Origin of the sequence: Vibrio sp. FF145 (assembly GCF_041439075.1) — a bacterium.
Lineage (GTDB): Bacteria > Pseudomonadota > Gammaproteobacteria > Enterobacterales > Vibrionaceae > Vibrio > Vibrio tasmaniensis_A.
Window position 1 is genome coordinate 47769 of sequence record NZ_JBGONH010000020.1, and the last position, 26158, is coordinate 73926.

A 26158-nucleotide genomic window follows, 5' to 3' on the forward strand; every position below is an offset into this window, starting at 1 on the left:
TCCTTTGAGATAGTCTAATCACCGAGTGGCAACAAACCACATATTCATCCTAGAACATAACAATTATGCTAATTTTCTGGCGTGTAAATATGCGTGCAAAGTCACCAACTACCCAACAAAGCACATATCAAGATCAATTTTACGTATCTAATCACTAATTTCAGAAATAACAATGTAAAGCGCATCTTAGCCATTTAGGGGGTGAGAACGCAAAACGCCCACATCACGTGTGCGATGTGGGCGTTCAAATTCTTACTGCAAGTAGTCGTGATATGGCTATATTAAGCGCTCAGCTTATAGACCCATCTCTTCAGTGAGAGTCTTGATCTGCTTGATATCCATGGTGTGAACTTCAATCATTTGTCTGATGTCACTTAAGCGGGAATTGGCATTATCCTGTTTCTCACAGGCGTCAGATTTTGTATCCCATGACGTACCATCTAAGAAAACATCACACGCTTTCTTCAAAGAACCAAGATTCTGTTCGATGTCATCTCTTTCTTTCTCGAGTTTTTCAAGCTCTTGAGATATCTGTAATTCTTTGCGGAAAAGCTCACGCGAACGTTCAAAAAGGGTCGACTGCATATCAGCTTGACGGCTCAACTTTTGATTATTTTGTTGAGTTTGTTCTAACGTTTGCTTCTGTTCGTTTAACTGCTGCTCTAACGAGTAGTTTGCTTTCTCTAAAACTGCAGATTGTTTCGCTAAATCTTGGAGTTCTTTTTGATGCTCTTCTGCCTGTTTCACTAGAGCAGCTTCTACTTTCGCATCAATTTCGGTATCAACTTTTGCCACTTTCTCTTCAACTGATGTCACCAACTGAGTTTTACTATCACGCAGTTCTTGATAACGAGTTTCTAGTACCTGATAAGTGGATTCCCACTTCGAAGCCGTGACTGTAGATCCGATTAAGCCGCCTAACGCCAAACCGATAACCGCAGCAATGCCGATATAGAGCTGACTACGTTTGTCGCGTTCCTCAATAACAACCACTTCATCTTGTTCGCCTTGTCCAGATTGCTGGTTCACTAGCGGGTACTCCCAAAAATTTGTTTAACGTTACACGGTCACTGATACTGATACTGATACTGATACTGATACTGATACTTTAAGCTCAGTTAAACCTATTGCCCAAGCCAGAAGCACTTGAGCTTTGCTAACACGTTTATCCTATCTGCTCACAGACAGACTTAACGAGTTAACTCCGAAATCATCAGGCTGGCAGTATACAAAAGGAAGCTGCTAACGATAACTATCACTACCCATTTTTGCAGTTTTTCGTTTGTCCGGTAACGAAACAGCACAAATGCCAAAGCCAATAAAAAAACAATCGCTATTAATCGAGTCATAACTCCTCCTTGTTTCTCTATTTTATACCATTTAAATAAGCAAGTTACGTCAGAGATTCGTTGTTTGATCATTTAGTTGAACAACATTTGAGCAAACAGATATTTTGTAGCTGACATCACATTTTATATGATCTAGGATACGCCTACAGATTACCTAATTATTTAGGTAATTGTTCCGATGAAGACTGCAGGAGAGTGGTTTTTAACTAAATATTAACATTTAGTTAGATAAACCCGCCGAAGAAGTAAATCTTTCAGGCGCTTTGTGCTGGAGAAATCCAGAAAAGTGAGGACTGTCGTTGGAGGAACCTCTGGAGAGAACCGTACTACTTTTTTTGTAGCAAGCGGTCGCCGAAGGAGCAAGCTTAGTGCCCGTTACTTATCTATAAGTGATTCGCTAAGTGAAACTCTCAGGCAAAAGGACAGAGGAGTGGAAAGCAACAGCCTTAATTAACAAAAGAATTCTATCTAGAAATCCGTCTGTATTAAGTAGTGCTATCGATCCCTGTGATCTGCACTGCCTTCCCTCTTCTCCTTAAATTTTATATTTATTAAGGGGAATCTATGAACCACCTACAAGCTACACTACAAACCATCAACCAATTCGTTTGGGGACCACCACTACTTATTCTGCTAGTGGGTACAGGTATCTATTTTACTTTTCGCTTAGGCTTACTCCAGTTTAGACACCTCCCAACCGCGCTAAAAATGGTGTTCAGCAAAGACAAATCCGGTACGGGTGACGTATCAAGCTTCGCCGCTTTGTGTACAGCGCTTTCCGCAACGATTGGTACAGGCAATATTGTAGGCGTAGCGACCGCAATCAAGATTGGTGGCCCTGGCGCCCTATTCTGGATGTGGCTTGCCGCTGTATTTGGTATGGCGACCAAATACGCAGAATGTCTACTTGCTGTTAAATACCGTAGAACCGATAGCAATGGCGAAATGGTTGGCGGCCCAATGTACTACCTGCAATACGGTGTCGGCTCTCGAATCTTAGCGGTAATGTTCGCTGTCTTCGCGCTCGGTGTTGCTTGCTTCGGTATCGGTACCTTCCCACAAGTAAACGCTATCTTAGACGCAACTCAAATCTCATTTGGCGCTTCACGTGAAATGTCAGCGGTTGTCCTCACGATACTAGTGGCGGTTGTAACCCTTGGTGGTATTCAATCTATCGCTAAAGTAGCAGGGAAAGTCGTTCCTACGATGGCGGTGATGTACGTCGTCGCGTGTTTAAGCGTTCTTATTTCCAATGCAGACCAACTACTGAATGCCATTACCCTTGTTGTGACCTCTGCGTTTACCAACACGGCAGCAACCGGTGGTTTCTTTGGTGCGAGCATCATGCTTGCTATCCAATCAGGTATCGCTCGTGGCGTGTTCTCGAACGAATCTGGCCTAGGTAGCGCACCAATGGCAGCAGCCGCGGCTAAAACAGACTCATGTGTGAAACAAGGGCTTGTCTCTATGACAGGCACCTTCTTCGATACCATCATCATCTGTACGATGACAGGTCTGGCACTTATCTTAACAGGCGCTTGGCAGACGGACCTTTCTGGCGCTGCGATGACCACTCACGCGTTCGCTGTTGGTTTGAATGCAGACACCCTTGGCCCTATGTTGGTTTCTGTTGGCTTAATCTTCTTTGCGTTTACAACAATTTTAGGTTGGAACTACTACGGTGAGCGCTGTGTTGTTTTCTTGCTGGGTACCAAAGCAGTATTGCCTTACAAGATTATCTTCATCGCCTTGGTTGCTTCTGGTGCATTCTTAAAGCTCGACATGATCTGGATAATGGCGGATATCGTGAACGGCCTAATGGCAATTCCGAACCTAATTGGGCTTATCTTACTACGCCATGTTGTTATCGAAGAAACCAAGCTATTCTTCAAACCGTTAACTTCTTCAAATGATTGTGAAGCAGTTAAAGCATAATTATACCAATCGTAGTAAATAACTGGTCACCCTAGCTTGTTAAAAATCTCGATAACTTCGTTAGAATTTTTGATTGTAGAATAACTACTTATCGAAGCTACTTGTCAAAAAGAGCTGCCTCGTTCTCAAGCTTTTTTTCTACGCTATTTTTGATCACTTACTTACTGTGATTGGTATTAGAATTGAGCGATCAAAAACGCCCGCAATGATGTGCGGGCGTTTTATTGTAAAACCAATGGCTATGTGCCAGTGATTTAGATTCCAATAAACTAAGTCACTATGACTTAGCTAGGTTCTTCCATTAAAAGCTTCACACCCAGCCCCACCAGCACCATGCCCGTCACGCCTTCCATCCACTTCATAAAGCTCGCATTCTTAAGCAAGTTTTTAGCCGAGTTAAGTGCCCCTGCCAAACCGCATTGCCACACCATCGCAATCATAAAGTGTACCGAAGCCATCAACATAGATTGCAATAAAGGCGAACCTTCAGGGTTCACGAACTGAGGTAAAAAGGCCAAATAGAAAACTGCCGTTTTTGGGTTCAGCACATTAGATAAAAAGCCTTCACGCAAAGAACGCTTAGCACTGTATGCTTGCTGAGCTTGTTCACCCACCTTCAAACCGCCACCGTTTTTCATCAAAGCTCGTAAACTGCTTAAGCCAAGCCAGATCAGGTAAACCGCACCCACCATCTTAACGGCTTGAAAGAGTTCAGCTGACTGGGCGAGGATTGCAGAAATACCCACAGCAGAGAAAAACGCGTGTACATACAAGCCGCTACAAATACCAAAGCTGGTCATCACGCCGTCAGATAAGCCAGAACGGCTCGTATTGCGAATCACCAAAGCCGTATCTAAACCCGGCGTTAGCGTTAAAATAGTAATGGCAATTAAAAATGCCTCAAAGTTCAAAATATCCATATCATTGTCATTCTTGTTCAGCGATCTATCATCAATACCGTGTATCTGAACAATTCGCAAGCAACAATTGCCACCAGCTATACAACTCACTGATTTTGTGCACAATAGAACAGTTTAATTTGTTAAGAAATAGTAAATTCAAGGCATCGTACCGCCTCATGCTTTTCTCGCTATATCTTCGACTCCGAAGGTCAGCGTCTTTTAAAGTAGAGCCATAATCAAAGTACATGAGAGATGAACCTTAACGCTGACGCTGTCCTAAGGATCATTTACAGAAACCAAATTAAGAGTAGTCAAATGAGCGCATTCAAGAAACTAGTCGAGCACTCTCAAAAATGTTCACGCTTTCAACACCTAGCCTCTATTTGTGGTTGGGACCAAGCTTCAATGATGCCTGCCGGTGGTAACCAAGCTCGCAGTGAAGCGATGGCCGAGCTTTCGGTTCATATTCACGGGTTGATGACGCAACCACAACTTGGAGATTGGATTGCAGACGCTGAAAACGAAGCGCTGAACAACGAACAACAATCGTCTCTGCGTGAAATTAAACGCCAATGGCAACAAGCTAACCTACTTCCAGAAAAACTGGTTGAAGCGAAATCTCTAGCAGGTTCAAAGTGTGAACATGCATGGCGTAGCCAACGTGGTAACAACGACTGGGTTGGATTCGAAAAGAACTGGCGTGAAGTGGTTGAACTGTCTCGTGAAGAAGCGCAGATCCGCGCCGATGCGGCGAACCTAACACCTTATGATGCCATGCTTGATATCTATGAACCAGGCACCAGCTCTGCTTCACTTGATATCTTGTTTGCAGACGTTAAAACATGGCTGCCAAACCTGATTGATGAAGTGATCGAAAAACAATCGAGCGAGCAATTTAATGCGCCATCTGGCATCTATTCGACCGAGAAACAGAAAGCACTTGGTTTAGAAGTCATGAAGCTGCTTCAGTTCGATTTTGAACATGGCCGATTGGATGAAAGTGTCCACCCATTCTGTGGCGGCGTACCTTCAGACGTGCGTATCACAACACGCTACGACGAAGCGGAATTCGTTCAAAGCTTAATGGGTATAGTGCATGAAACCGGGCATGCGCGTTACGAACAGGGCTTACCAAAACACCTAGCAGGGCAACCGGCGGGCGAAGCTCGCTCTATGGGCATCCACGAATCTCAATCTTTGTTCTTCGAGATGCAAGTTGGCCGCAGCGACCCATTCATCGGACACTTAGCAAACTTGGCGGGGCAGCAATTCTCAGGCTCAGAATTTGAGAAAGAGAACTTCCAGAAGATCTACACTCGCGTGAAGAAAGACTTCATCCGTGTTGATGCCGATGAGCTGACCTACCCAGCGCACGTGATTTTACGTTACGAGATTGAGCGTGACTTGATCAACGGCAAGATCAAACACACCGACGTTCCAGAGTTATGGAATACCAAGATGCAGTCATACCTTGGCTTAAGCACTCTAGGTAATTTCACTAACGGTTGTATGCAGGATATTCACTGGACAGACGGCGCATTTGGTTACTTCCCATCTTACACACTAGGTGCGATGTACGCGGCTCAATTCATGGCTTCAATGAAGAAAACGGTGGATGTGAACTCTGTGATTGAAAGTGGTGACCTATCCCCTATCTTCACTTGGTTAGAATCGAATATTTGGAGCAAGGGCAGCCTGCTGAGCACCGATGATTTGGTGAAAGGCGCAACGGGTGAAACCTTGAATGCGCAATACTTCAAAGATCATTTAAGAAGCCGTTACCTTTAATGGAATAGGCTGTATAGAACAACGAATGAATTAAAGGCTGAGCAGATTACTGACTCAGCCTTTTTAATCACATTTTCAAAACATACTTAAGTTCGATGAAGGCTTTATCCCTTCATCGAACCTAACAATCACGGAATATCCTGGTACCTGCTAGCACGGAATTGGACATAAATGAGATAGGGTTGATACTCTAGCTCGTCAAGCTACGATTAAAAAACAAGTCAAAACACCAAAAGAAAAACGTAAGATTTGCTCCCCCTTTTACTCGGCTGATAAAAAACCGTCTATTCGTGGCATTCATTTTCCAAAACATGAACTGGTATATCGTTAATTAATTGTCCTTTAAACCAACTCATTGAATCAAGTAACTCGTCAGTTGCATCCTGCGGAACTTCAAAATAATAGCTATAAACCATATCGCCGTTAGAACCTTCATCAGGCATATATTTGATATCTAAACTTTCAAACTCATTTATGTACTCGTCTGGAACCCTTAGATATTCAGCAACCTCACTCTTGAGTATAGGCTTACTCTTACGCTTCCAAGCGGCTGAGTATTCTGCACTTTTCGATGTAGGTGTGATTTTTGGCTTTTTCATTTTGACGGTCATTGGAAATGGGAAGTCAATCCCTAGTAACAATGCTTCACCTTGACTTAGTGTTGGCAAAAACGAAGCAGAACGTTGATCCATTGTGCCTACAGCTCTTTTAACAATTTCTTGATCATGGTAGTTAGTTAACCTGTGAACAATCAAAGATCCAACCTGACTCAACACATCTTCAGGTATATCTCTAGGACGTTGAGTTGCAATAACCACATTCAGGCCATACTTACGACCTTCTTTTGCAATATTTCCAAATGAATCTAACTTGATCGAATTTGCTTCATCTCCAACAGTTTTATTCAGAAACTGGTGAGCCTCATCTATAAAAACTAACACAGGTTCACTATGATTAATGCTTCCGTTTCTCGCCAAATCCATTAGCTTTCTACCGATAGCATTAACTAAAATCTCACGACTATTTGCTTCATATGATACTGCTGATAAATCTATCCTAAGAAGGCGGCTACTTGTTTTGTTTGAAGAAAAATCACTAAGTAGAGTCGGGATTTCCTTATATCCTTTCGCATCTATCATCCAATTCAAATGCTTGTTTTCAGAATAAGACTTTATTCTCGATATAAGGCTCATACAGTAACCAAGGTCACCATCAGAAGCTGCCCCCCAAACTGATTCATTTATGACTTGTTCTTTACCGTAACCTTCTTTAATAGAAGGCCATACACATTCATGAATAATTTGATCTGCAATATGTTTAAAGCACCAATACTGACAGTCATTTTTTTCAATCATCTCGTGTGCTTGATTGAAAGGTGCTTTCAATTGCCCTGTTTTAACTAATGATTTTTGCTCATTAATAAAAAGTCCTTGGGGATTGTTATGATACTTGGCAACGATTTTTTGACTCAAGATAGCAGAACTTAACTTAGGCATTTGTGTTTGCGCTGACGGACGCAAAAAAGCAAATATATCCGACTCAGGCAGCCTCCAGTGCGGAAATGTAACGATGTTATCTGAATTGGCATTTTCATGATTACCTACATAATAGGTCTCACACTCTAAGTCAGAATACTCACCAGTTGGATCTAATATTAAAGCTTTTCCTCCATGCCGCTGAACTTCTTGTATCAATCGGGACATTGAATAACTTTTACCACCACCAGTAGCACCTAAAACAGCACAATGCCTTGCGAATAATTTGTCTGGCGTTACTGTAATGTTCACCGCTGAATCATACGGTAGTTCTGCTATCTCCAACTTTAATTCATCTTCACTAGAATCGCCTTCTGCCAAAATAGATATTAACTTTGGATGAGCAGAATAAATTTGGCTACCTAACCTCGGATGATTTTTGATACCACGGTATATTTCCCCTGTCGCGGTGTTAACACTTGTCAATAACTGAATAACACCAATAGGATTATTAAACCCATTATCAATAGATATAGCATCTACAGATAGTCTTTCTGCACCATCTAGCCAAACTTGTACTAAGCGCCCTAGTACAGCCGTTTGACCACAATCAAGGAAAACAAATTCGTTGACTTCTCCTGATGCAACACGGTCTCCCAAGTACCACTTTGCTTCACCAGACCCTGCGTCAGATAAATTTGCAGTAATCTCTGCTGGAGAAATATTAATAGCACTACCAATTCTTCGATTGGGATCATAAGGTGTAAACCAATCATTAGAACTCATTATTATCAACCTTCTTCATAGTCATATTTTCAGCTAATGACTCAAAGGTTTTGAATAACGTCTCTTCTGGTGTTTCTTTCCTGCGTTCTTGCAACAAGTTAGAAAATTGCTCAAAAGTTCCATCAATTATTGAAATCCTTCTATCACCATGTTGGATAGCTGAATTCAATAGATTCCTTACATCTTTATTAAAAGATCCTTTTTCATTAAATGGATCTTTTGTTGCGACAAGAAGGCTGAACTCAGCATTAGTTCGAAGAGCCATAGTAACCGCATTGTTGATGTGCTTATCATTAAACCCAAAGCCCAAACATATTAATGCAGTTTTAGGTTGCTGGAGACTATTAAGAAACGATGACATCATATCCAAATATGGGGAATCATAAGAAGTTTGATACTTAGAGCTGCTGGGGTAAATAAATACAGGATCATTAATAGTCGCTTTATAATCGACTTTTTTTACTCGTCCGTGTTCGCGAGTCCAATTAACAGAACCATGCATCTTGTACAGATGAATCACATTAGGAATATAAGAACTTGCGTTCTTGGATTGTCCACTTCGGTCAACAATATCATAGCGATACCATGTTGGGTTGAAGAAACTAGGAGATGAAAACTCAAAACCGTCAACAACAACAAAACCTGTATTAGCAGCAGAGTGCTCAAAAGCTAAATCATAGTTAGTAGTAAATAGCTTTAGCCGTTGCTGCTTAGGACTTCTTCGCCCTAACGTCCTGATAAATTTATCATGTGAAACCCAATCATTTGAATCAATGGCATCGGTAAAGTTTGTTTCATCTAAAATAGTTTTCTTTGATTGCTCTAAGAAAGATACAAGCTGGATAGTTTTGTCTTCATCGGGAAACAAGGCGATATACTGATCACATAAAGATAGCAATAGCTCAATATCATCCCACGGTTCGCTTGTATCATCATCTCTTTTAGTTTGATTTTTATCATACTGAACAGCGTCAAGAACGACCTCGAACTGTTCAGGATCTTGTTCCTTACATTTTTCCCACAGTCGCCCCATGCTTGGGGCTATACCTGTAAAAGTCAACGATGTACCCGAACCAGCAAGAACAATCAAATTGTCAAAATCTAACAGGTTATTGATACTTGTTAGTAACGTTTGATAATCTTCATTCTCATTTTTGTCTGAAGAATCAATATCAACTTGAACAGGAACTTTAACACCCTCTGTTCTTTTTACGAATGATGACAAAAAATTTACTTTATTCATTTAGTTAACCTACCCAAAAGATATTGTTCATTCTACCTTAATCATTAAACGTTACTAACCTGATTGCTTAATTCGAATAGGTTATAAGCTTGAATATGTGAACTGTAATTCGTTTTTTGGGTAGATTATCTGAAGTATGGCAAAACAAGACGAATAACTCGAAATTGATCCTTCACTCAAACTCATTTCGGGGCATAAATGAGCTACAGCTTCCCCTAAATTAACAATTCTGAGATAACTAAAGGTATGGAAAGTCGCTTGACGTAGCGTCCAGTATTGATGGTGCCGAGCACTGACAAGTATACGTACCTTCATGACAATATGCTTTTTTCAAATATTAAAAATCATGCTCTCTAATGCCTCTCAATAAAAAAGCCCAAATAAAGGATTGGGCTCAATTCAATAATCATGAAGCAATTGTCATGGTGGTTATATTCCGATTAATTTCCCCAGATTTGGCTTACAAACTCTGGATGATCAATAAACGGATTACGATTCCCTTGAAAATCATGTACTGCCTTATTTCGGTCGATTTCTTTTTGGCTTACTGGGTCTTCAGAATGCCAACGCTTTAGCATAGTAAGTAGCCAAGGTTCAAAAACGGTTGTATTGGTTCCATCCAGAACGGCATCAGAGCTTGTAGAGTTCCCTTCCCAATTAGCGATTTCATTTTCATAACGTGTTGCCATGTAGAAATATGCTCTTGCGAAATCACCTTTAAACTCATCAATTGGCTCAAACACCGTACCCACATAACCAAGAGAGTTCGCTGCGCTGCCTAACTTAGAACCATTGCTTGATGTGTATGTCGCGCTACTCACCTCACCAAATGGCCAATTACTACGTTTCGAGTTAACGTAGCCGTCAGTGGCAAATAAATGGTGACCGTCAGAGTTCATTGGCTCGACTTTCCCTCCAAACCAGCTTTTCGGGAATGAGTGCTCACGGTTGTAGCAATCACCTTCTTTGCTGTATTGACCACATTGATCGGCCAGCTTAGTAAATTGGATTGAATCAGAGCCTGAAGGTTTCTCCGAATACATATCGAGAATCGACCCATCAGTGTCATAGTATGCGTCTAGGTCAGCCTCAGACACCAACGTCCAAATAGCGGTGTAACCCTGACTGCTATGATTATCAATAATTTGATATAAGGCCGTTTTTAACGCAAAGCCCACTTTGCCTTCAGCGTCTTTATAATACTCACCTAAAACTGGTGGTTCAGTTGGTGGTGTAGTTGAACCACCAATTGTAAATTCTGTACTCTGACTTGCTTGGAAATCACCACCAGATGCCACAACGGTTCCGTTTACCGATAAACTGTATGAACCATTCCCCACACTGCAGCACATTCCATCTCCATAAGAGTCTAAGACTTCTAGGATGTAGCTACCATCCGCTAAACACATTTCCACTTCATTGATGGTGTTATTCTGATAGTCTGAACCAGAATAAAGAGTTTGAGAAACTGAGTTTTTGAGAGACCAACTGGTTTCAGAACCATAGTTATCCGTCACTAGCGTGAGTGCGGCACTTGTGTCATTGCAGCTTTGTGTGGGTGGAGTCTCCGTCGGCTGAAAGTTATCTAAATACACCACTTCCGAACCATCAAAACCTGCATCATCATAAAATCGTACGCCCACAACGATATCTTTAGTGCTCGTAGCGCTGTACGAGTGAGTCAATGCCTGCCACTGATTCGTTAGACCATTATTCGAGTAACCTAAATAGCCATCAACCAAAAGGCGAGCTTTCACGTTGCCTTCCGTGTGGTAAACATCGACAGAGAAATCATAAGTTTTCCCTTGTTCAACACGTATCGTTTGCAGAAAATCGGTATTACTTTGAGTGCCTGTATTCACTGTTACTTGCGCAGAGAAACTGCCGTTATTAACAGGTACGTTAGAGGGTGAAACTGCAATGCCGGAGTCAATCACACTCCATCCAGATGGTACGTTTTCTTCCCAGTTTTCGAAACTTCCATTTTGCATTTGCGCATGCGCACTCACTGAACAAAGTAATGCAACGCCACTTAGTATTATTATTCTATTTATCATATAACCTTCTGTTTAATTAGATAAAAAACCAACTAAGCTTAGAAAGTATTCATAAGATGGATAGAGATATAAATCACATTTATAAATGTAAGCACTGTCAGATTTATTAATATATGTGATGTAAAGCAATGCAACATCGACCTGTTAAACAAACGAATAAAAAGCCGAGCAGATTACCTAACTCAGCCTTTTTACTGTTTAAAACTAGCTCATTTATCGCCAGTAAGCATATCGAAGAAGATCTGTCTCGACTCAGGTGTGTTGTCTCTATGAGTTTCGTATCTTACATGCGTGTTTGCATCAACTGCTTTTGATAGCTTGATGCTCCATAGTGCTTTCATTTGATTCGGTACAATTGAATATCGGACATCGATAATACGTAGCTCGTCTGTTGGGTCCTGAGCAATATAACCATTCGAGAACCAGCGGAAACGTTCAATGTCTTTGGCTTGTTGAGAGTCCAGGTCAAGCCAAGGTAAATCCCTGCTAACATTCAGTTTCGTAATCGACTCTCCGGGATACGTGCTTACCGATGAACCAACCCGCACTGCGTCTACATGATAATGATCCTCTGTTTCGTACACCACTTTCCAAACCAAGATGTTAGCGAAGCTCGGTTTTGCCTCTAATCGAATCGGCGTATGTTGTCTTTCTTGCGCTAATTGCCACCCAATCGCCTCTGCCCTGTCTCGCTGAATCATCCCTAACGTTGGATAGATTAGAGCCCAAGCAAACGCAACACGCGCTAGCCAAGGCGCTCGTTTCAACGTTGCAAACACAAGTAAAATTAAGATGGGAAGCGTATAAACTGGGTCGATGATTGATATGGTGTTCCAAGCAAAACGCGCGTTGGTGAAAGGCCAAAGTAACTGCGTGCCATAAGTGGTACAAGCGTCTAACAGTGCATGAGTGCCATAACCCAGAGCGCAAAACAGCCAACTTTGTTTGAAAGAAAGCCCGCGCCTTTTTGCAATGAGATGATGTAGAACCAAGGCACAGATCAAACTGCCAATGGGGATAAAAAAGAGTGAATGGGTAAATTGTCGATGAAACTCCAAAGCCAACAAAGGGTCACTTTGAGACTTAATCAGTGAATCTAAATCTGGCGCCAACCCGGAGAGCAGCCCTAATACCCCAGCAACAACCACATATTGTTTTTTGCTTGCCGATTGTGACAAAGAAGCGCCTAACACGCCCTGCGTTAAAGGATCCATAAATCACTCATTGATAGCATTCCGTTGAATCAAACAAGATACATTTAGCTATAGCAGTGAATTGATTTAAATAACAATGTTTTATCAAGATAATACTGTTGATAAAACACCCTGATATTAATGAATTTCCATGAAGAGTTAGCGTTAAACGTTTTGCTGTGTGGTCTTGCTTAACAGCATTTCCCAATCAGATTTATCAACCTGTCCTTTGTGAACATTCACTTTGTAATAGCCAGTTTTAGTCAGTGATTTAACCTGAATATACTGACGAGAAAAGACAGAGTTTTTGATCACCAAGTTCGCTTTAACGTCATGTAGATGTATCTCTTCACCGACTAAAGATAAATGTCTTCGGGTGAACTTAGAGACCAAAGCATAGACAGCGATCATGATTAAGATAGACGTAACGAAAGGAAAAAACTGGAGCTCAGTCTGATAAAACAAGTTAATAGCTAAAGATACGATCACGTAACTTATTATCATTGATAGAGCCACGTTCCAACGTGGGCCGTTGCCCTTAAATGAAATTTCTCGTGCCATCGCTCGCTCCTTTAGATAAGTATTTGACCACATTTGAATATTTATTAAACGCGAACAATCTTATTATGAATCATGATGCATCAAAAGGAGTAACTCATGTTATTGGAGGGCTCAGATCGCAATTAGACATTTACATGCATTTTTTCGCACCTAAATGTCTAATGAATAAAGAAACTGAATCAGTTACAGGTTACTGAATTCTTTAATTAACGAGCAACCATGCTTGCTGCAATAACCACCAACAGTACCGAAAAGATCTTCTTAATCGTTGGAACCGGTAAATGGTTAGTTGCTTTTGCGCCCAGCGGAGCTGTAAACCAAGATGTGCACACGATGCCCAACAGCGCAGGCAAATAAACAAAGCCAGCAAAACCGTCTGTTAGAGCAAAGTGGCTGCTGCCTGAACTGATGTAACCTATCGAGCCAAACAACGCGATAACAATGCCACAAGCCGACGCACAACCAATCGCCTTTTTCATATCGACAGAGAAGAACGTCAATAGCGGAACCAGCAATGCCCCACCACCAATGCCTATCATGGCTGACAAGCCGCCCGTAATAGTTGTAAGAACCGTTAGTACGCCCTTGTTCGGTAGCTTTCGTTCTTTAGGCGCGTCATTTTTGCTGCTTAAGAACATCTTGATCGCAATAAGAACCACACTCACGGCAAACACAATACGAACCACTTTTTCCGGTAAAAGAGCCGCCATAAAGCCACTAATCAATGCACCCAGAGCAACACCCAACATGATCCAAGGTGCCAAATCCCAAGGCACGTTTCCATTTTTGTGGTGAGCAAGCGCAGAGGAAGTTGAGGTAAACAAAATTGATGCCAAGGAAGTCGCAATCGCTGCAACGACCACTTGGTCAGCAGGTAAAACTTCTAAGTGAAGTAAAATGCTGCTTAACACAGGTACAATGATAAGCCCTCCGCCAATCCCCAAAAGTCCGGCAAGAAAACCAACACCACTGCCTAATAATGCACAGTATAAAATCAACAACAGCAACTCACTCATTTCGTCCATCTCTTAATTAAATTAATTGTCTTAAATAACGCACTATTAATGTGGTTATATTTCCATCAAGCCAATTAATATAACTGACACCACCTAATATTTTCAAACATAATAGATCATGAATATTCCTCATGTTGAATGTGAAGGAATACCATTGTTAATCATTTATCGAACCAAGTATAAAAATACCAAGCGATTAACTTAATACCGTATTAATTTTTCATACAGTATTGCCTTCAACTATTAATCCGGTCACAAGCAAAAATAAAAGCAATTTTAATTCTAAAGACCGCGAAAGTCAGACAACAGATTGGGATATCAGATCAACATGAATACAGAATTTAATTTTACAATTAAGAGCATTAGCCTCGACGAGAACTATCAACCTGCGGACAGCACACGTATCACCACCAACTTCGCTAACTTGGCGCGTGGTGACAGCCGCCAAGCAAACTTGCGCAATGCACTGCAGATGATTGACAACAGTTTCAACGCATTAGCACACTGGGACAACCCAAAGGGCGACCGTTACTCTGTAGAGCTTGAAATCATTTCTGTTGATATGGACATTGAAAGCAACGGCGAAGCATTCCCTTCCATTGAAGTACTGAAAACCAATATTCTAGACCGTAAAACCAACGAGCGTATTGAAGGCATTATCGGAAATAACTTCTCTTCTTATGTTCGAGATTATGACTTTAGCGTACGTCTATTGGATCATAATAAAGGCCAAGAGAAATTCAGCATTCCAGAAGATTTTGGGGATTTACACGGCAAGCTTTTTAAATATTTCGTTAACTCTGACGCTTACAAAAAGAACTTTAATAAACCACCTGTTATTTGCTTAAGCGTGTCAGATAATAAAACCTATTACCGAACCGAGAACCAACATCCTGTGTTAGGTTTTGAATACCAACCGAATGAGTCTTCTTTGACTGAACAATATTTTAAGAAGATGGGGTTACAGGTTCGTTACTTCATGCCGCCAAACAGTGTCGCACCTCTAGCTTTCTATTTCTTTGGTGATCTACTGAACGATTACTCAAACCTAGAGCTTATCAGCACCATCAGCACCATGGGTACATTCCAAAAAATCTACCGTCCTGAGATTTACAACGCGAATGCGGTTGCAGGTAACTGCTACCAACCAAACTTGAAAAACTTGGATCACTCGCTAACTCAAATCGTGTATGACCGAGAAGAACGAAGCAAATTAGCTATCGAACAAGGTAAATTCGCAGAAGAGACTTTCATTAAGCCATACCAGTCAGTTCTAGAGAACTGGTCTGCCAACTACGCGCTTTAATCGAGCAATTGCGCTCTTAAATCACCAAGGATAGGCAGTATACGTTATGAAAACATTATTACCGACTTCAACAGCAGGCAGCTTACCTAAGCCATCTTGGCTAGCACAGCCAGAGACACTTTGGTCTCCATGGAAACTGGAAGGCGACGAATTAACCGACGGCAAACAAGACGCGCTACGTGTCTCTCTTCAAGACCAGCAACAAGCCGGTATTGATATTGTGAGTGACGGCGAACAGACACGTCAGCACTTTGTAACAACCTTCATTGAACACCTGAATGGCGTGGATTTTGAAAAGCGTGAAACCGTTAAAATTCGCGACCGTTACGATGCGAGTGTACCAACAGTCGTTGGCCCTGTTTCTCGTCAAAAGTCGGTTTTTGTCGAAGATGCTAAGTTCTTACGCCAGCAAACGGATCAACCAATTAAGTGGGCTCTACCGGGGCCAATGACCATGATAGATACGCTTTACGACGCGCATTACCAAAGCCGTGAAAAGCTAGCATGGGAGTTCGCAAAAATCCTTAACGAAGAAGCAAAAGAGTTAGAAGCGGCTGGTGTGGATATTATTCAGTTCGATGAGCCTGCGTTTAACGTATTTTTTGATGACGTGAATGATTGGGGTATTGCTTGTTTAGAAAGAGCCATTGAAGGGCTTAAGTGTGAAACTGCAGTTCATATTTGTTATGGCTATGGCATCAAAGCAAATACGGATTGGAAAAAGACACTAGGTACCGAATGGCGCCAATACGAAGAGGTATTTCCTAAGCTTCAGCAATCGAATATCGATATCATCTCATTAGAGTGTCATAACTCTCATGTGCCGGTTGAATTACTTGAGCTCGTTCGAGGCAAGAAAGTCATGGTCGGTGCTATTGATGTTGCAACCAATTCAATTGAAACACCAGAAGAAGTTGCCGACACTCTACGAGAAACACTGAAGTATGTTGATGCCGATAAGCTCTACCCGTGCACCAACTGCGGCATGGCTCCCCTTCCTCGTGAAATTGCCTCAGCTAAGCTCAATGCGCTAAGCGCTGGCGCAGAGATCGTTCGTAAAGAACTTTCAGAGTAACGGTTTAAACTCAAACTAAAACCGAATTCTTGAAGCCTAAGTATCCTATTAATACTTAGGCTTTTTTCTTTATTAGTACATGATCTTTATACGCAGCCATTACCAAGTTTTATCTAAGTCTTGAGCATATAAAGAGATCGCGCGTTGGTACTCTTTAATCGCCTCGCTATTAGTCGTAGATACCAAAAGCTCAAGTAACAGCGACGTCGCCTCTTTATGGCGACCCAAATTGTACAAACACATTGCGTAGAAAGGTTTCACCTCTATCGAGTCAGGATACTCAGCCATAGTCTGTTCGAAATAGCCTAAAGCCTCTGCATAAAGACCAAGGCTTCGATAAGTACTCGCCAAACCGAACAGCGCATCAAAACGCTCTACTGAAGAAAGCACGCCAGACAGAGATAGCACATAATGCTCAATCGCCTGTCGCTCTTTACCTTGATTATCGTAAGACCACGCGATCTGCAAGTGCGCTTTCGCGGCATAATTTTCATCAGTGAGTAGCGTTGCCAACAAGTCACGTGACTCTTGGTACTTCTCTTCTTTTCGCAATTCGATTGCTTGTTTGATAATGGTGTCCATAGTTCTTCCTAAAATCAGTTCCATTTCAACGAGTCCTTTCACTTCAGACAACTGAGTAAAACCTTTTGATTGATAAAGCTTAATAGCGGGGTTCTCACTGAACACTCGCAACACTAACTGAGCCGATGATTGATTATTCGCATGTTCAATAGCTAAATCGAGACACTTAGAACCAAAGCCTCTACCTTGATATTCAGCTAATATCTGCAAGTCCCTAAGAAACGTTGTATCACTAGTGTAACTGAAGCGAATAACACCAATACGGCTATCCCCTAAATAAACTTCATAGTTATCCAGTTCATCCCAGCTACGTAAAAACTGACTATGACCCCAAGCGATGCCACGAACCTGATAGTAACTCGCCATATTTGTTTTGGTGATCGATTCAGCGAACTTAGGATCGGAACCTTTGACTAACCTTACTTCCATATTGTGTCCTTTGTTTCTAAATCAAACATTGAGCAATACGTAATTTAAGTACCAAGAGTATTGCATCGTGTTTAAACCATCCTAATCAATCTGGTTCCTTGGTTAACGCCTTCTCTAACCACATTGAACTGATGTATTGACCGTTTTTCTTCGCATATTCATTGAACACTCCGACTTCTCGAAATCCAAAACGTTTATGAAGTGCTATTGAAGCCTCATTAGGTAAAGCAACACCTGAGAGTACGCGGTGAACACCATAATCACTAATCGATGCAAATAGCTGAGAATAAAGCTTAGAGCCTAAGCCTTTACCTTGAGCTTCTGTCGCAAGATAAATAGTGACCTCTGCGGTATCTTCAAATGCCGACATAACCCGGTATTGCTGAGAACACGCGAAGCCTAATAACGCATCACCTTCTGTCGCGACATAAAGTTGATATTTACTTTGACTAGAAAATTGAGAAAACCACTGCTGGCGATTTTCCAACGACAACTTCTCTTCTTCAAAGCGCGCATTGGTATGTTCAATATAAAAGTTGAAGATATCGGTGATGCCTGCAATATCAGGTAATGTCCCTACTCTGATTTCCATGTAATGTCCTTTTAGTTGTCTATTTTGAATGACTAGTAAACAGGCATCAATAGTGACTGCAGAACTGACTCTCGCAAGGAATACCATCACGATCACCATCTATTTTCACATTGGGACAGTTTGCCAAATAAAACTTTGCTTCATCACAAGATAACATCTCACTGCAGTACATTTTTCCTTGGCAGCTAAAACCCATACTCTCATATGCCGGATTTAACTTTGGCTCTAACAAAAAAAGATAAAAAGCTGCCCCTATAAGACCAACGATAAGTGCAGACAAAATAAGTGATAAAGGATTGGATTTGAGTGGTTCTATACCAACTAACTGAGCACTCGAAGCGCTGAGTTTAGAAGAACTATGTGATAGTTGAAATTCAACGCTATCTCCCACTTTTGGAGAACGATAACCCTTTCGAAATTTGGATATATGAACAAAAATATCGCCCTTTAATTCATCTGAGTTGATGAATCCAAACCCCCTCTCATCAACCCATCGAACAATTTTTCCATTCATAACTATTCCTCTCCAAACCGTCTCTTGGTCTTAGTTCAAATCACTAACAATATTCCGTTACGCTTAATAGGGTTCAAGTTTTCCCATTAAGGACTCTTAACTTTACCCATTTTAGTCAGGATGCCTTTGCCCTTCTCATAAACAAAAGATAAACCAAAGTAGACTGAAACCCACAAGACAAAATCAAGAGCGGCTAACTTGATATCAAGTGGATCTGAAAAGATGTTATAGGTGTGTCCAAACTTTGCTTCAATTGATTTAACTAAAATCACTGTAGCGATAAAAATCACAATCCTCATGGGTTTCCCTATCTATACGTTTAAACTAAATCGTACACATGCGCGTGGATATTGTTTAAGTTATTCCAAGTATATAATGCGTTTATAGCCCTACATGTCGTTGGCTTTTTCTATAAACCAAGTGCCTTTACACGGGCCATTGGTTAAATGCCAACGACCATCAAATCTATTGCTACTGCCACGTGCTGAAAATCGATAATCCCACTGGCTATTGCGGACTTCTAACCATTTAACGCATTACGCCAATATTGCACCGTTTTATCAGAGACAGAACCGGTTTCGTTCGCTGATGCGATCAAGAAGCCACATAAGTTGGTTGCAACTTCCTCATTGCCTAACAAATATAAACTACGAATAGCTCGCGTTAACCTTAGTTGGTTATGATCATGGTTTTTAAGCCATACATGATTTGCGGGGCTAAGCGGTAACAACGAAGATATTTCGATACCCTCTCGCTGCATGCCCCAAAACTCAAGCATCAGGTCAAGTACTTGTAGATGAGCTGTGCGGAGCTCTTCTGAATTAGCAAAAAGCGCCCTATCTTCTTGAGTAACCAACGGTGCATGTTGATTAAACTTAGTCCCCTCATCTATTGGGAAAAATACTTGAATGTACTTATGGTCATGCTCCAACCAAAAATGATTGTAAGCTAACAACTGTTCTATATTTCGACCAAACTTATCCGGCGCTTCACCAGATATAAAGCGAGCAATCTCACTCATTTTCAAATCCTACTGACTATAACCCCCCACTTGTGGGCGAATGCATTATTACGCAGTAAGCCGTGAAAAGCCTAGTCCTTTACGTTGTAAGCACCGATCTGACTTCGAACGCCAAATACCGCACGTTAGGAATACTTGTTAATACTTCCAACTCACTGTTCTAACAGACGACACTGATACCCTGCGACGCATTTTAGCTCTGTAATATGTTCAGGGAATCGTTCCTGAAGAAAACACAATACATCCGCTAGGGTTATCTGGTGCATACAATTTCAAGCGACTGACATAAGTGACTAGCGTAAGTCGCTAACATAAGAGACTAACGCAAGCGTCTCAACACAACCTGCTGGTCGAGCTCATTCTGATAGTCCGTGTAATCAAGCCCTTGATCAAATATGTACTCAGTGACAAGAGTGCGAATGCATTCAACTAATGTGCTTGCTTGCCAAGGTTTTTCAAAGTAACGGTCGATGCCTGCTGCATTAATCGCATTGATGGTATCAGTATGAGTAGCCTGCCCCGTAAGAAGAATTTTCTTTGTATTCGGAAAGCGGCTGTCATGGAACACTTCAGTGAGTAACTCCACGCCCGTTTTCCCTGGCATCACATGATCAGACACGATGACGGTAATGTGTTCGCCTTCTGCGTCAAGTTCATCAATGAGATCAAGCACTTCTTGTGCTGATTCACAATCTTCAATATTCAGCCAACTCGCCAGCGACTCTAAATCTTGTACCACTGCGCTCAGTACTTCTCTCTGGTCATCGACACAGATTAAATTAAGCTTCTCCATGTTCACCCTCTACTGGTAACTTGATTCTAAATACAGTTTTAGAAGCATCACTTTTCACAATGATACTTCCGCCATAACCCGCCACAATCCGCTTAACGATTGATAAACCCAAGCCCAATCCAAACGATAAACCACCTTTTTTAGTGGTGAAGTTGGGCTGAAATACCTTTCTACGAGTCACCTCGTCTATCTCAGGGCCGTTATTCGTGATCGTAACTAATATTCTTTTCTTACTTAATCTGGTTTGAATTTCTATTGCGGCATCGTCTGAATTCGACATTGCATCGCAAGCATTCTTTACAATGTTGACCCAAATCTGAACGAGCTCTGTTTTCGAGCCTTTAAAAGTCGGCAAATCTGCAGGGCTCAATCGCACAGATACTCTACGTAACTCACTTTGTAACAACGATAAGGCATGGTTAATGGAGTCGTTAATATCAACCGCTTCTTCGGTGTCAATATCAATTCTGCCAAGTTGTTTAACCGATTTTACGATGCCAACGGTGTGTCTAGATGCCAAACGTAAATCATGTAAGTCACAGCCCATCTGCCAAAAGCGAATCGCTTCTTCTGGGTTTTTCAGCCAATGTTTTGAAATAACGTCTGTTGCATATGAAGCGTCAATTGGAATCGCCTTTGCAAGAGAGCGAGCAATGTTCTTGTCTAAACCATATTTTCTTTCAAATTGTCGCCCACGTGTTCGCGCTTCTGACGACGACGTTTTCTGACCATGCATTAACCCAAAATCGAAAAATTGACTGGCTTCTGGATGCACTTCTTCGAGCAGATCCATGATGACCGTTTCAAGTCGACCAGATTTACTATTTACTACACCAATAGCGTTGTTAAGCTCATGGGCAATCCCTGCAGCCAATTGACCCAAGGTCGTCATTTGCTCAGCAGTATGTAACTTCTCTAGCGCTTTTTGTTTCGCTATCGCTTCTTGTGTTGCACGACGTTGACGACGCGACAACTCATTGACAATCACAGGTGTGAACTGTGCGGTAAGAGGGCCAAAGTTACGTTCATCTTCTGCAGGCGTGTCTTTATCGATCCACGCTAACTCAACATCGGTTTTAGCAACAACCGTTGAAGATGCTGTCCAATTACCTGAAAAGAAGCTATGAACGCCTATAAAAGCCCCACTACCCGCGCTAAATACTCGCACTTGCGGTGTATTCGCTTCGGAATAAAACCCTTCCAGTTCTCCACTAAACACATAATATAAACGAGTGTTTAACGCTGATTGTTCAATAATGGTGTTACCGGCACGGCACGTCACCCGACGTTCTGTCTGATTAAAATAACGATCGATTAGTGCTTCTAGCTTTTGTTGATACACGTATCGTTATCCTATGTGACCAATTGAATGTAGCACCCACACCATAACAAAACTCAGTAGCACACCAACCACACCCAAAATAATACCGATTCTGGCCATTTGATTACTTTGCACATGACCCGTGGCATGAGCCAACGCATTCGGTGGCGTACTGATTGGCAGCGACATACCTAATGAAGCGGCAAAAGTCACAACCAGAATTAACGTTAACTCACCGCCGAGTGGCGTAAGTGAAGCCATAGACGAACCTAATGCAGCCATAATTGGCATTAACAAGTTAGCCGTTGCGGTATGAGACATAAAGTTTGCCATTACCAAACACAAGAACGCCGCTCCGAACAACACCACATATGGTGAGTAAGCATCAAACGGAATGCTGTGTACCACGAGCCTTGCTAAGCCAGTTTTATCGAGAGCTAAACCAAGCGCAATACCACCTGATACAAGCCACAGTACGTCCCAAGAAATCTTTTTCAGGTCTTCTTTATTGATGATCCCTGTGAGTGAGAACACAGCGACAGGAATCAGAGCGACGGTATAAGAGTTCATGCCATGGCTTGAGCCCATTAACCAAAGAATGATGGTCAGCGCAAAAGTGACGTACACCGCAATGGCTTTGGGCGTTTTAAGGAATTTACCTTTGATGCTTAGCTCGATTTTCTTTTGGTCAGCTTTGTACATAAAGCCGATTAAAAACCACGCTAACGCCATCATAATAACGACAAACGGCACACCAAATGCCATCCATTCGCCAAACGTAATTAGGTTATCGCCAACTAAATATTTAAGTGCGATAGCGTTCGGGGGGGTACCGATCGGGGTACCAATCCCACCGATGTTAGCGGCAACAGGGATACAAAGCGCAAACGCTACACGACCGGGGTCTTTCGGGCCAAACACAGCCAGTACCGGCGTTAAAATAGATAGCATCATTGCCGTTGTTGCCGTGTTAGACATAAACATCGAAAAGATACCGGTGATCAACATTAAGCCGAGCATCACAAACTTTGGATCTTGTCCAAATGGCTTCAACAACACGCGAGCTAAGTTTACGTCTAATCGATACTTAGTGGCGGCCATCGCTAAGAAAAAACCACCCAAAAACAGCATGATGATTGGGCTGGCGAATGTCGCCATGATGTCGCTGTATTTTAACAACTCACCAAAATGTTCCTCCCCATGCTCAAACCTTAAAAAGATCAGCCCTTTATCCGACAACATCAACAATTGCAGAACGATAATAACAACAGACGTCGCGTAGATCGGGATGGGCTCGAACACCCAGCACAATGCCGCTAATAAAAAGATCGCGATAACGCGTTGTTGAATAATCGTAAGGCCTTCAAATGGAAACGCTGATAGCGGCATGACGAGGATAATGAAAGGAATTAAAATAGGGATAATGTATTTAATATAGGGGCGCATAGCACAAAAACTCTTCCTGAGATAACAACTACTTAGAAATTAGATTTAAAGTTCTAATTTAGTCCGACAACGAATTATCGACCTCTTATCACTATCTCACTATCGGCTAGATCAATGATTACGTAATCGCGATATCTCCTTTTTCGTTTCTGTGCGCTACCTCTACGTTTGTGTGTAATTTACTGTTGCATATAACTTGATTAATCTCGTCGTCAGGATCTTCCATAGGGCTACTGGCCTGTCGATAAAGATTAAAAAGTATTACGTCAACGCCGAAATCTACCTTGAAGCATTTACGTGCGTGGTTCAGATAGGTGTTCTATGCCCAACTCTCGTTGTTTACGTTTACTTAAACCACTAGCAACAATACGATAAGACTCAGACAAGTAATACTTAAGGTCATCGTCTAATTGACCTGAAGTTTCAACTTGCTGTATCCATTTCATCCCACGGTTAGCAAAGTACGGAGCCGGTTTATAACCCTCACAATCACTGAGAAAATCGTAATTTAAGTTGGATGTCTTAAAAGTGAATGCCGCTTTTTTGCCATCACTCCAACCACCAATGGCAAAGACTTTACCACCCACCTTCCAGACATCTGAATTACCCCATTGGACGACATGACTCGTCCCAGTAAATGTCCCGCAAAAATGGTTAAACTCATCGTAATTCATACTCATTTCCTTATGCATACAACCTCGGACTAAATGGCTAACGTCAGTTCTTGTATGTCAATTAGATCGACTTCCCTACCTAATATTCGCTTGTACTCTATTAAATGATGAACTGAGATAACTGGCAACTCGATACCGAGATAGCTTTTAATGACTGACTCTGAAAAATCGATTTCGAGTTGATGCCAAGCTCCATCTAGAGCCGACTGTATCTTCGTATTATGAGATAAACCAATTTCAATTTTTTGATCTTGGTAAACTAACTGGAAATACTCGAGATCCCAACCGTATTCTGCATAGTGAATTAACGGCTTAGATATGAATTGCGATACGCGAGCCAAAACCTTGTTTGCGTCAAAGTTGTGGATATAAAGGTCTATGTCTGCGATTTCACGACTACCACCATGTATCGTTGCAGCTAGCCCTCCGACAATTTGGTACTCAACACCCTCTGCATCCAAGAGCTCTTTGAGCCACTTCAGAGCTACTTTCACTTTTTCACTCATCTAATTCCCTTAGCTGAATTTTCCCTATACCAAAACATCTAATTGAGCAGCAATCATCAGTTATAGATGCCGTGTACGTTTGTTATGCCGCTATTTCAACTTAAATGGCTCTTTGAATATTCAAACAACTTAAAATCATCTGATTGGTCTGGCTGAGCTTCACCGACTTTGATATAGCCTAACTTTTCGTAGAAATAGTGGTTTCTGTAGGACTGATAAGGGGTGAACAAAGTCCAGTTTGCGATATGCGAATACTGGTGTTCAATAAGGCTCATCGCTTGAGAACCAATATGTTTATCTTGATACTCAACATCAATGTAGAAATATCGGATCTCAATACTGCTCTGCTCACCACACTCTACGCAAATTGCCCCAGCATAGTCGCCGTTGTACAGCACTTTATAAAAGTTGCCTTTACTAACCTCAGCTTGGAACCACTCTGTTGATTCTATGTTTGGCGGGAACGCACCGTATTTTTCCACATCGTCTGCAAATGCGCTGAGTGCCGACCTCTGCAACTGTTGGATATCGTCAGTGCTGGCAAGTTCAAGTTGGAGGGAGATATCCGGCATAATTATCCTTAATTCATATACTTTCGACCAAGTGCCCATTTATGTAACGCATTGTACCAGCGCAACATTTTCCTTTAGCACATAGATATTATGGAAATATAAACCATTCACACTGCCAATAAAATCGCCAACTTACCAAGATCAAGCATAGCTCTCATGCTTTAGCCTTTGTGTTAGCGAACCAATAAGCTCATTAGCTTTAGACTTAAATGCTTCTGGCCAAATCACTAAGCTCAACAATGGAATGAAAAATGCTAAGCGTTAGGAATCACTCTTAAATGCTTGTATGGATAATAAGCACTCCAATCGGGTAATGTGAGACCCAGGCTTTAGCTGCAACTAAAGCTTTCTATGTAGCAGTTCGTTTAAACGCTGGCTCCTCTATCGAGAGACCGATAACAAACATGAACGCTACATAGGACTTCAAGCATAAACCTCGAATAGTCGACTGGGTCTCGAACCCGCATTACGCAGCATGAGTTAGCTTATTATGAATACCAAAATCAATCAAAGCATCAACGTTGGAGTTGATACCGGAAAAACACAATTAGACATCCACATCAGGCCACTAGACCTATTTTTCTCAGTAGAGAACAATGATAAAGGCATCAAAAAAGCACTTAAAACGATTAAGAATCACAGTCCTGAACGAATCGTTATTGAAGCTACAGGCCGATTAGAAATGCCTTTTGTTCTTGCATGTGCAGAGGCTCAATTACCTATTGTCAGAGCAAACCCTGTCCACATAAAACGATTCGCTGGTGCTATTGGCCGCAGAGCCAAAAATGATCGTTTAGATGCAGAATTGATCGCTCACTATGGAGAAGCAATCAAACCAGATCTTACTGTCATAAAGCCAAAAAACATACGCCTAATGAGTGACTTAGTCATTCGCCGAAACCAGTTGTTATCCATGCAAACCATGGAAAAGAACCGAATCCAGATACTTCCCGCCTCTCTCCATCCGACTATCAAACCAATGCTAACCACGATAAAAAATCAAATCACCAAGTTAGAAGAAA

General features: G+C 41.7%; 24 protein-coding genes, 1 pseudogene and 1 riboswitch. Of the genes and pseudogenes, 5 read left to right on the plus strand and 20 right to left on the minus strand.

Features of this window, described 5'->3' with window-relative positions:
* Positions 1-294: 294 nt before the first annotated feature.
* Positions 295-1029, minus strand: a complete 735-nt coding sequence (locus ACED42_RS09590) for a chromosome segregation ATPase (RefSeq protein ID WP_017103097.1) — start codon at positions 1027-1029, stop codon at positions 295-297.
* A gap of 621 nt (positions 1030-1650) precedes the next feature.
* Positions 1651-1785, plus strand: a riboswitch (glycine riboswitch).
* A gap of 128 nt (positions 1786-1913) precedes the next feature.
* Here ACED42_RS09590 and ACED42_RS09595 point away from each other — a divergent pair.
* The gene (locus ACED42_RS09595) at positions 1914-3284 is read left to right on the plus strand and encodes a sodium:alanine symporter family protein (protein WP_017059726.1); all 1371 of its coding nucleotides are present in this window, start codon (positions 1914-1916) and stop codon (positions 3282-3284) included.
* A gap of 284 nt (positions 3285-3568) precedes the next feature.
* Here ACED42_RS09595 and ACED42_RS09600 read toward each other — a convergent pair whose 3' ends face one another.
* Positions 3569-4204 (minus strand): LysE family translocator, encoded by a 636-nt coding sequence (locus ACED42_RS09600; RefSeq protein WP_012603778.1) that lies wholly within the window; start codon positions 4202-4204, stop codon positions 3569-3571.
* A gap of 297 nt (positions 4205-4501) precedes the next feature.
* Between ACED42_RS09600 and ACED42_RS09605 the strand changes: the two genes are divergently transcribed.
* The gene (locus ACED42_RS09605; protein ID WP_371702320.1) at positions 4502-5974 is read left to right on the plus strand and encodes a carboxypeptidase M32; all 1473 of its coding nucleotides are present in this window, start codon (positions 4502-4504) and stop codon (positions 5972-5974) included.
* Positions 5975-6258: 284 nt separating this feature from the next.
* Here the strand turns inward: ACED42_RS09605 and ACED42_RS09610 are convergent, their stop codons facing one another.
* The 6 genes from ACED42_RS09610 to ACED42_RS09635 all read right to left on the minus strand — a co-directional run bounded on the left by ACED42_RS09610 (position 6259) and on the right by ACED42_RS09635 (position 14305).
* Positions 6259-8235, minus strand: a complete 1977-nt coding sequence (locus ACED42_RS09610; protein ID WP_371702322.1) for an ATP-binding protein — start codon at positions 8233-8235, stop codon at positions 6259-6261.
* Positions 8225-9478: an SIR2 family protein gene (locus tag ACED42_RS09615; protein ID WP_371702324.1), complete on the minus strand. Its 1254-nt coding sequence runs from the start codon at positions 9476-9478 to the stop codon at positions 8225-8227. The genes ACED42_RS09610 and ACED42_RS09615 overlap by 11 nt, the downstream gene beginning before the upstream one ends.
* A 440-nt stretch (positions 9479-9918) precedes the next feature.
* The gene (locus ACED42_RS09620; protein WP_371702326.1) at positions 9919-11535 is read right to left on the minus strand and encodes an endonuclease; all 1617 of its coding nucleotides are present in this window, start codon (positions 11533-11535) and stop codon (positions 9919-9921) included.
* Positions 11536-11744: 209 nt separating this feature from the next.
* Positions 11745-12749, minus strand: coding sequence for a metal-dependent hydrolase (locus ACED42_RS09625; protein ID WP_371702328.1), 1005 nt, complete (start codon positions 12747-12749; stop codon positions 11745-11747).
* Between the two features lie 144 nt (positions 12750-12893).
* The gene (locus ACED42_RS09630; protein WP_371702330.1) at positions 12894-13322 is read right to left on the minus strand and encodes a hypothetical protein; all 429 of its coding nucleotides are present in this window, start codon (positions 13320-13322) and stop codon (positions 12894-12896) included.
* A gap of 173 nt (positions 13323-13495) precedes the next feature.
* Positions 13496-14305: a sulfite exporter TauE/SafE family protein gene (locus tag ACED42_RS09635; RefSeq protein ID WP_371702332.1), complete on the minus strand. Its 810-nt coding sequence runs from the start codon at positions 14303-14305 to the stop codon at positions 13496-13498.
* Positions 14306-14633: 328 nt separating this feature from the next.
* On the opposite strand from ACED42_RS09635, the gene ACED42_RS09640 reads away from it, so the two are divergent.
* Both ACED42_RS09640 and ACED42_RS09645 read left to right on the plus strand, forming a co-directional pair.
* On the plus strand, positions 14634-15611 hold the full coding sequence (locus ACED42_RS09640) for a DUF1852 domain-containing protein (protein ID WP_029222927.1): 978 nt from the start codon (positions 14634-14636) through the stop codon (positions 15609-15611).
* A 46-nt stretch (positions 15612-15657) separates the two neighbouring features.
* Complete coding sequence (locus tag ACED42_RS09645) at positions 15658-16686, plus strand: methionine synthase (protein ID WP_009846559.1); 1029 nt, start codon at positions 15658-15660, stop codon at positions 16684-16686.
* 99 nt (positions 16687-16785) lie between these two features.
* Here the strand turns inward: ACED42_RS09645 and ACED42_RS09650 are convergent, their stop codons facing one another.
* The 12 genes and pseudogenes from ACED42_RS09650 to ACED42_RS09705 all read right to left on the minus strand — a co-directional run bounded on the left by ACED42_RS09650 (position 16786) and on the right by ACED42_RS09705 (position 25136).
* Positions 16786-17268, minus strand: coding sequence for a tetratricopeptide repeat protein (locus ACED42_RS09650; protein WP_371702353.1), 483 nt, complete (start codon positions 17266-17268; stop codon positions 16786-16788).
* Positions 17266-17697 (minus strand): annotated as a pseudogene (locus ACED42_RS09655) (GNAT family N-acetyltransferase); the annotation flags it as partial. The pseudogene ACED42_RS09655 and the gene ACED42_RS09650, both read right to left, overlap by 3 nt.
* 85 nt (positions 17698-17782) lie before the next feature.
* Positions 17783-18289, minus strand: coding sequence for a GNAT family N-acetyltransferase (locus ACED42_RS09660; RefSeq protein WP_009846557.1), 507 nt, complete (start codon positions 18287-18289; stop codon positions 17783-17785).
* Positions 18290-18335: 46 nt separating this feature from the next.
* Entirely contained in the window at positions 18336-18803 is a 468-nt protein-coding gene (locus tag ACED42_RS09665) for a cold shock domain-containing protein (protein WP_012603768.1), read from the minus strand.
* An 86-nt stretch (positions 18804-18889) separates the two neighbouring features.
* Positions 18890-19102, minus strand: coding sequence for a hypothetical protein (locus ACED42_RS09670; RefSeq protein ID WP_017099097.1), 213 nt, complete (start codon positions 19100-19102; stop codon positions 18890-18892).
* Between the two features lie 221 nt (positions 19103-19323).
* Entirely contained in the window at positions 19324-19824 is a 501-nt protein-coding gene (locus ACED42_RS09675) for an opioid growth factor receptor-related protein (protein WP_371702334.1), read from the minus strand.
* 319 nt (positions 19825-20143) lie between these two features.
* The gene (locus tag ACED42_RS09680) at positions 20144-20617 is read right to left on the minus strand and encodes a response regulator (protein WP_371702336.1); all 474 of its coding nucleotides are present in this window, start codon (positions 20615-20617) and stop codon (positions 20144-20146) included.
* Entirely contained in the window at positions 20604-21959 is a 1356-nt protein-coding gene (locus tag ACED42_RS09685; RefSeq protein ID WP_371702338.1) for an ATP-binding protein, read from the minus strand. Before ACED42_RS09685 ends, ACED42_RS09680 begins: the two co-directional genes overlap by 14 nt.
* Before the next feature lie 6 nt (positions 21960-21965).
* A complete protein-coding gene (locus ACED42_RS09690) occupies positions 21966-23384 on the minus strand; it encodes a DASS family sodium-coupled anion symporter (protein WP_061017792.1) in 1419 nt (472 codons plus the stop codon).
* Positions 23385-23677: 293 nt separating this feature from the next.
* Positions 23678-24058: an MmcQ/YjbR family DNA-binding protein gene (locus ACED42_RS09695; protein ID WP_009846550.1), complete on the minus strand. Its 381-nt coding sequence runs from the start codon at positions 24056-24058 to the stop codon at positions 23678-23680.
* A gap of 29 nt (positions 24059-24087) precedes the next feature.
* Complete coding sequence (locus ACED42_RS09700) at positions 24088-24564, minus strand: MazG-related protein (RefSeq protein ID WP_371702341.1); 477 nt, start codon at positions 24562-24564, stop codon at positions 24088-24090.
* A 95-nt stretch (positions 24565-24659) separates the two neighbouring features.
* Positions 24660-25136 carry a GNAT family N-acetyltransferase gene (locus tag ACED42_RS09705; RefSeq protein WP_371702343.1) on the minus strand — a complete coding sequence of 159 codons (477 nt, stop codon included), beginning with the start codon at positions 25134-25136 and terminating at the stop codon, positions 24660-24662.
* Between the two features lie 490 nt (positions 25137-25626).
* On the opposite strand from ACED42_RS09705, the gene ACED42_RS09710 reads away from it, so the two are divergent.
* The coding region (locus ACED42_RS09710) for a transposase (RefSeq protein ID WP_371702345.1) at positions 25627-26158 on the plus strand (532 nt) is incomplete at its 3' end.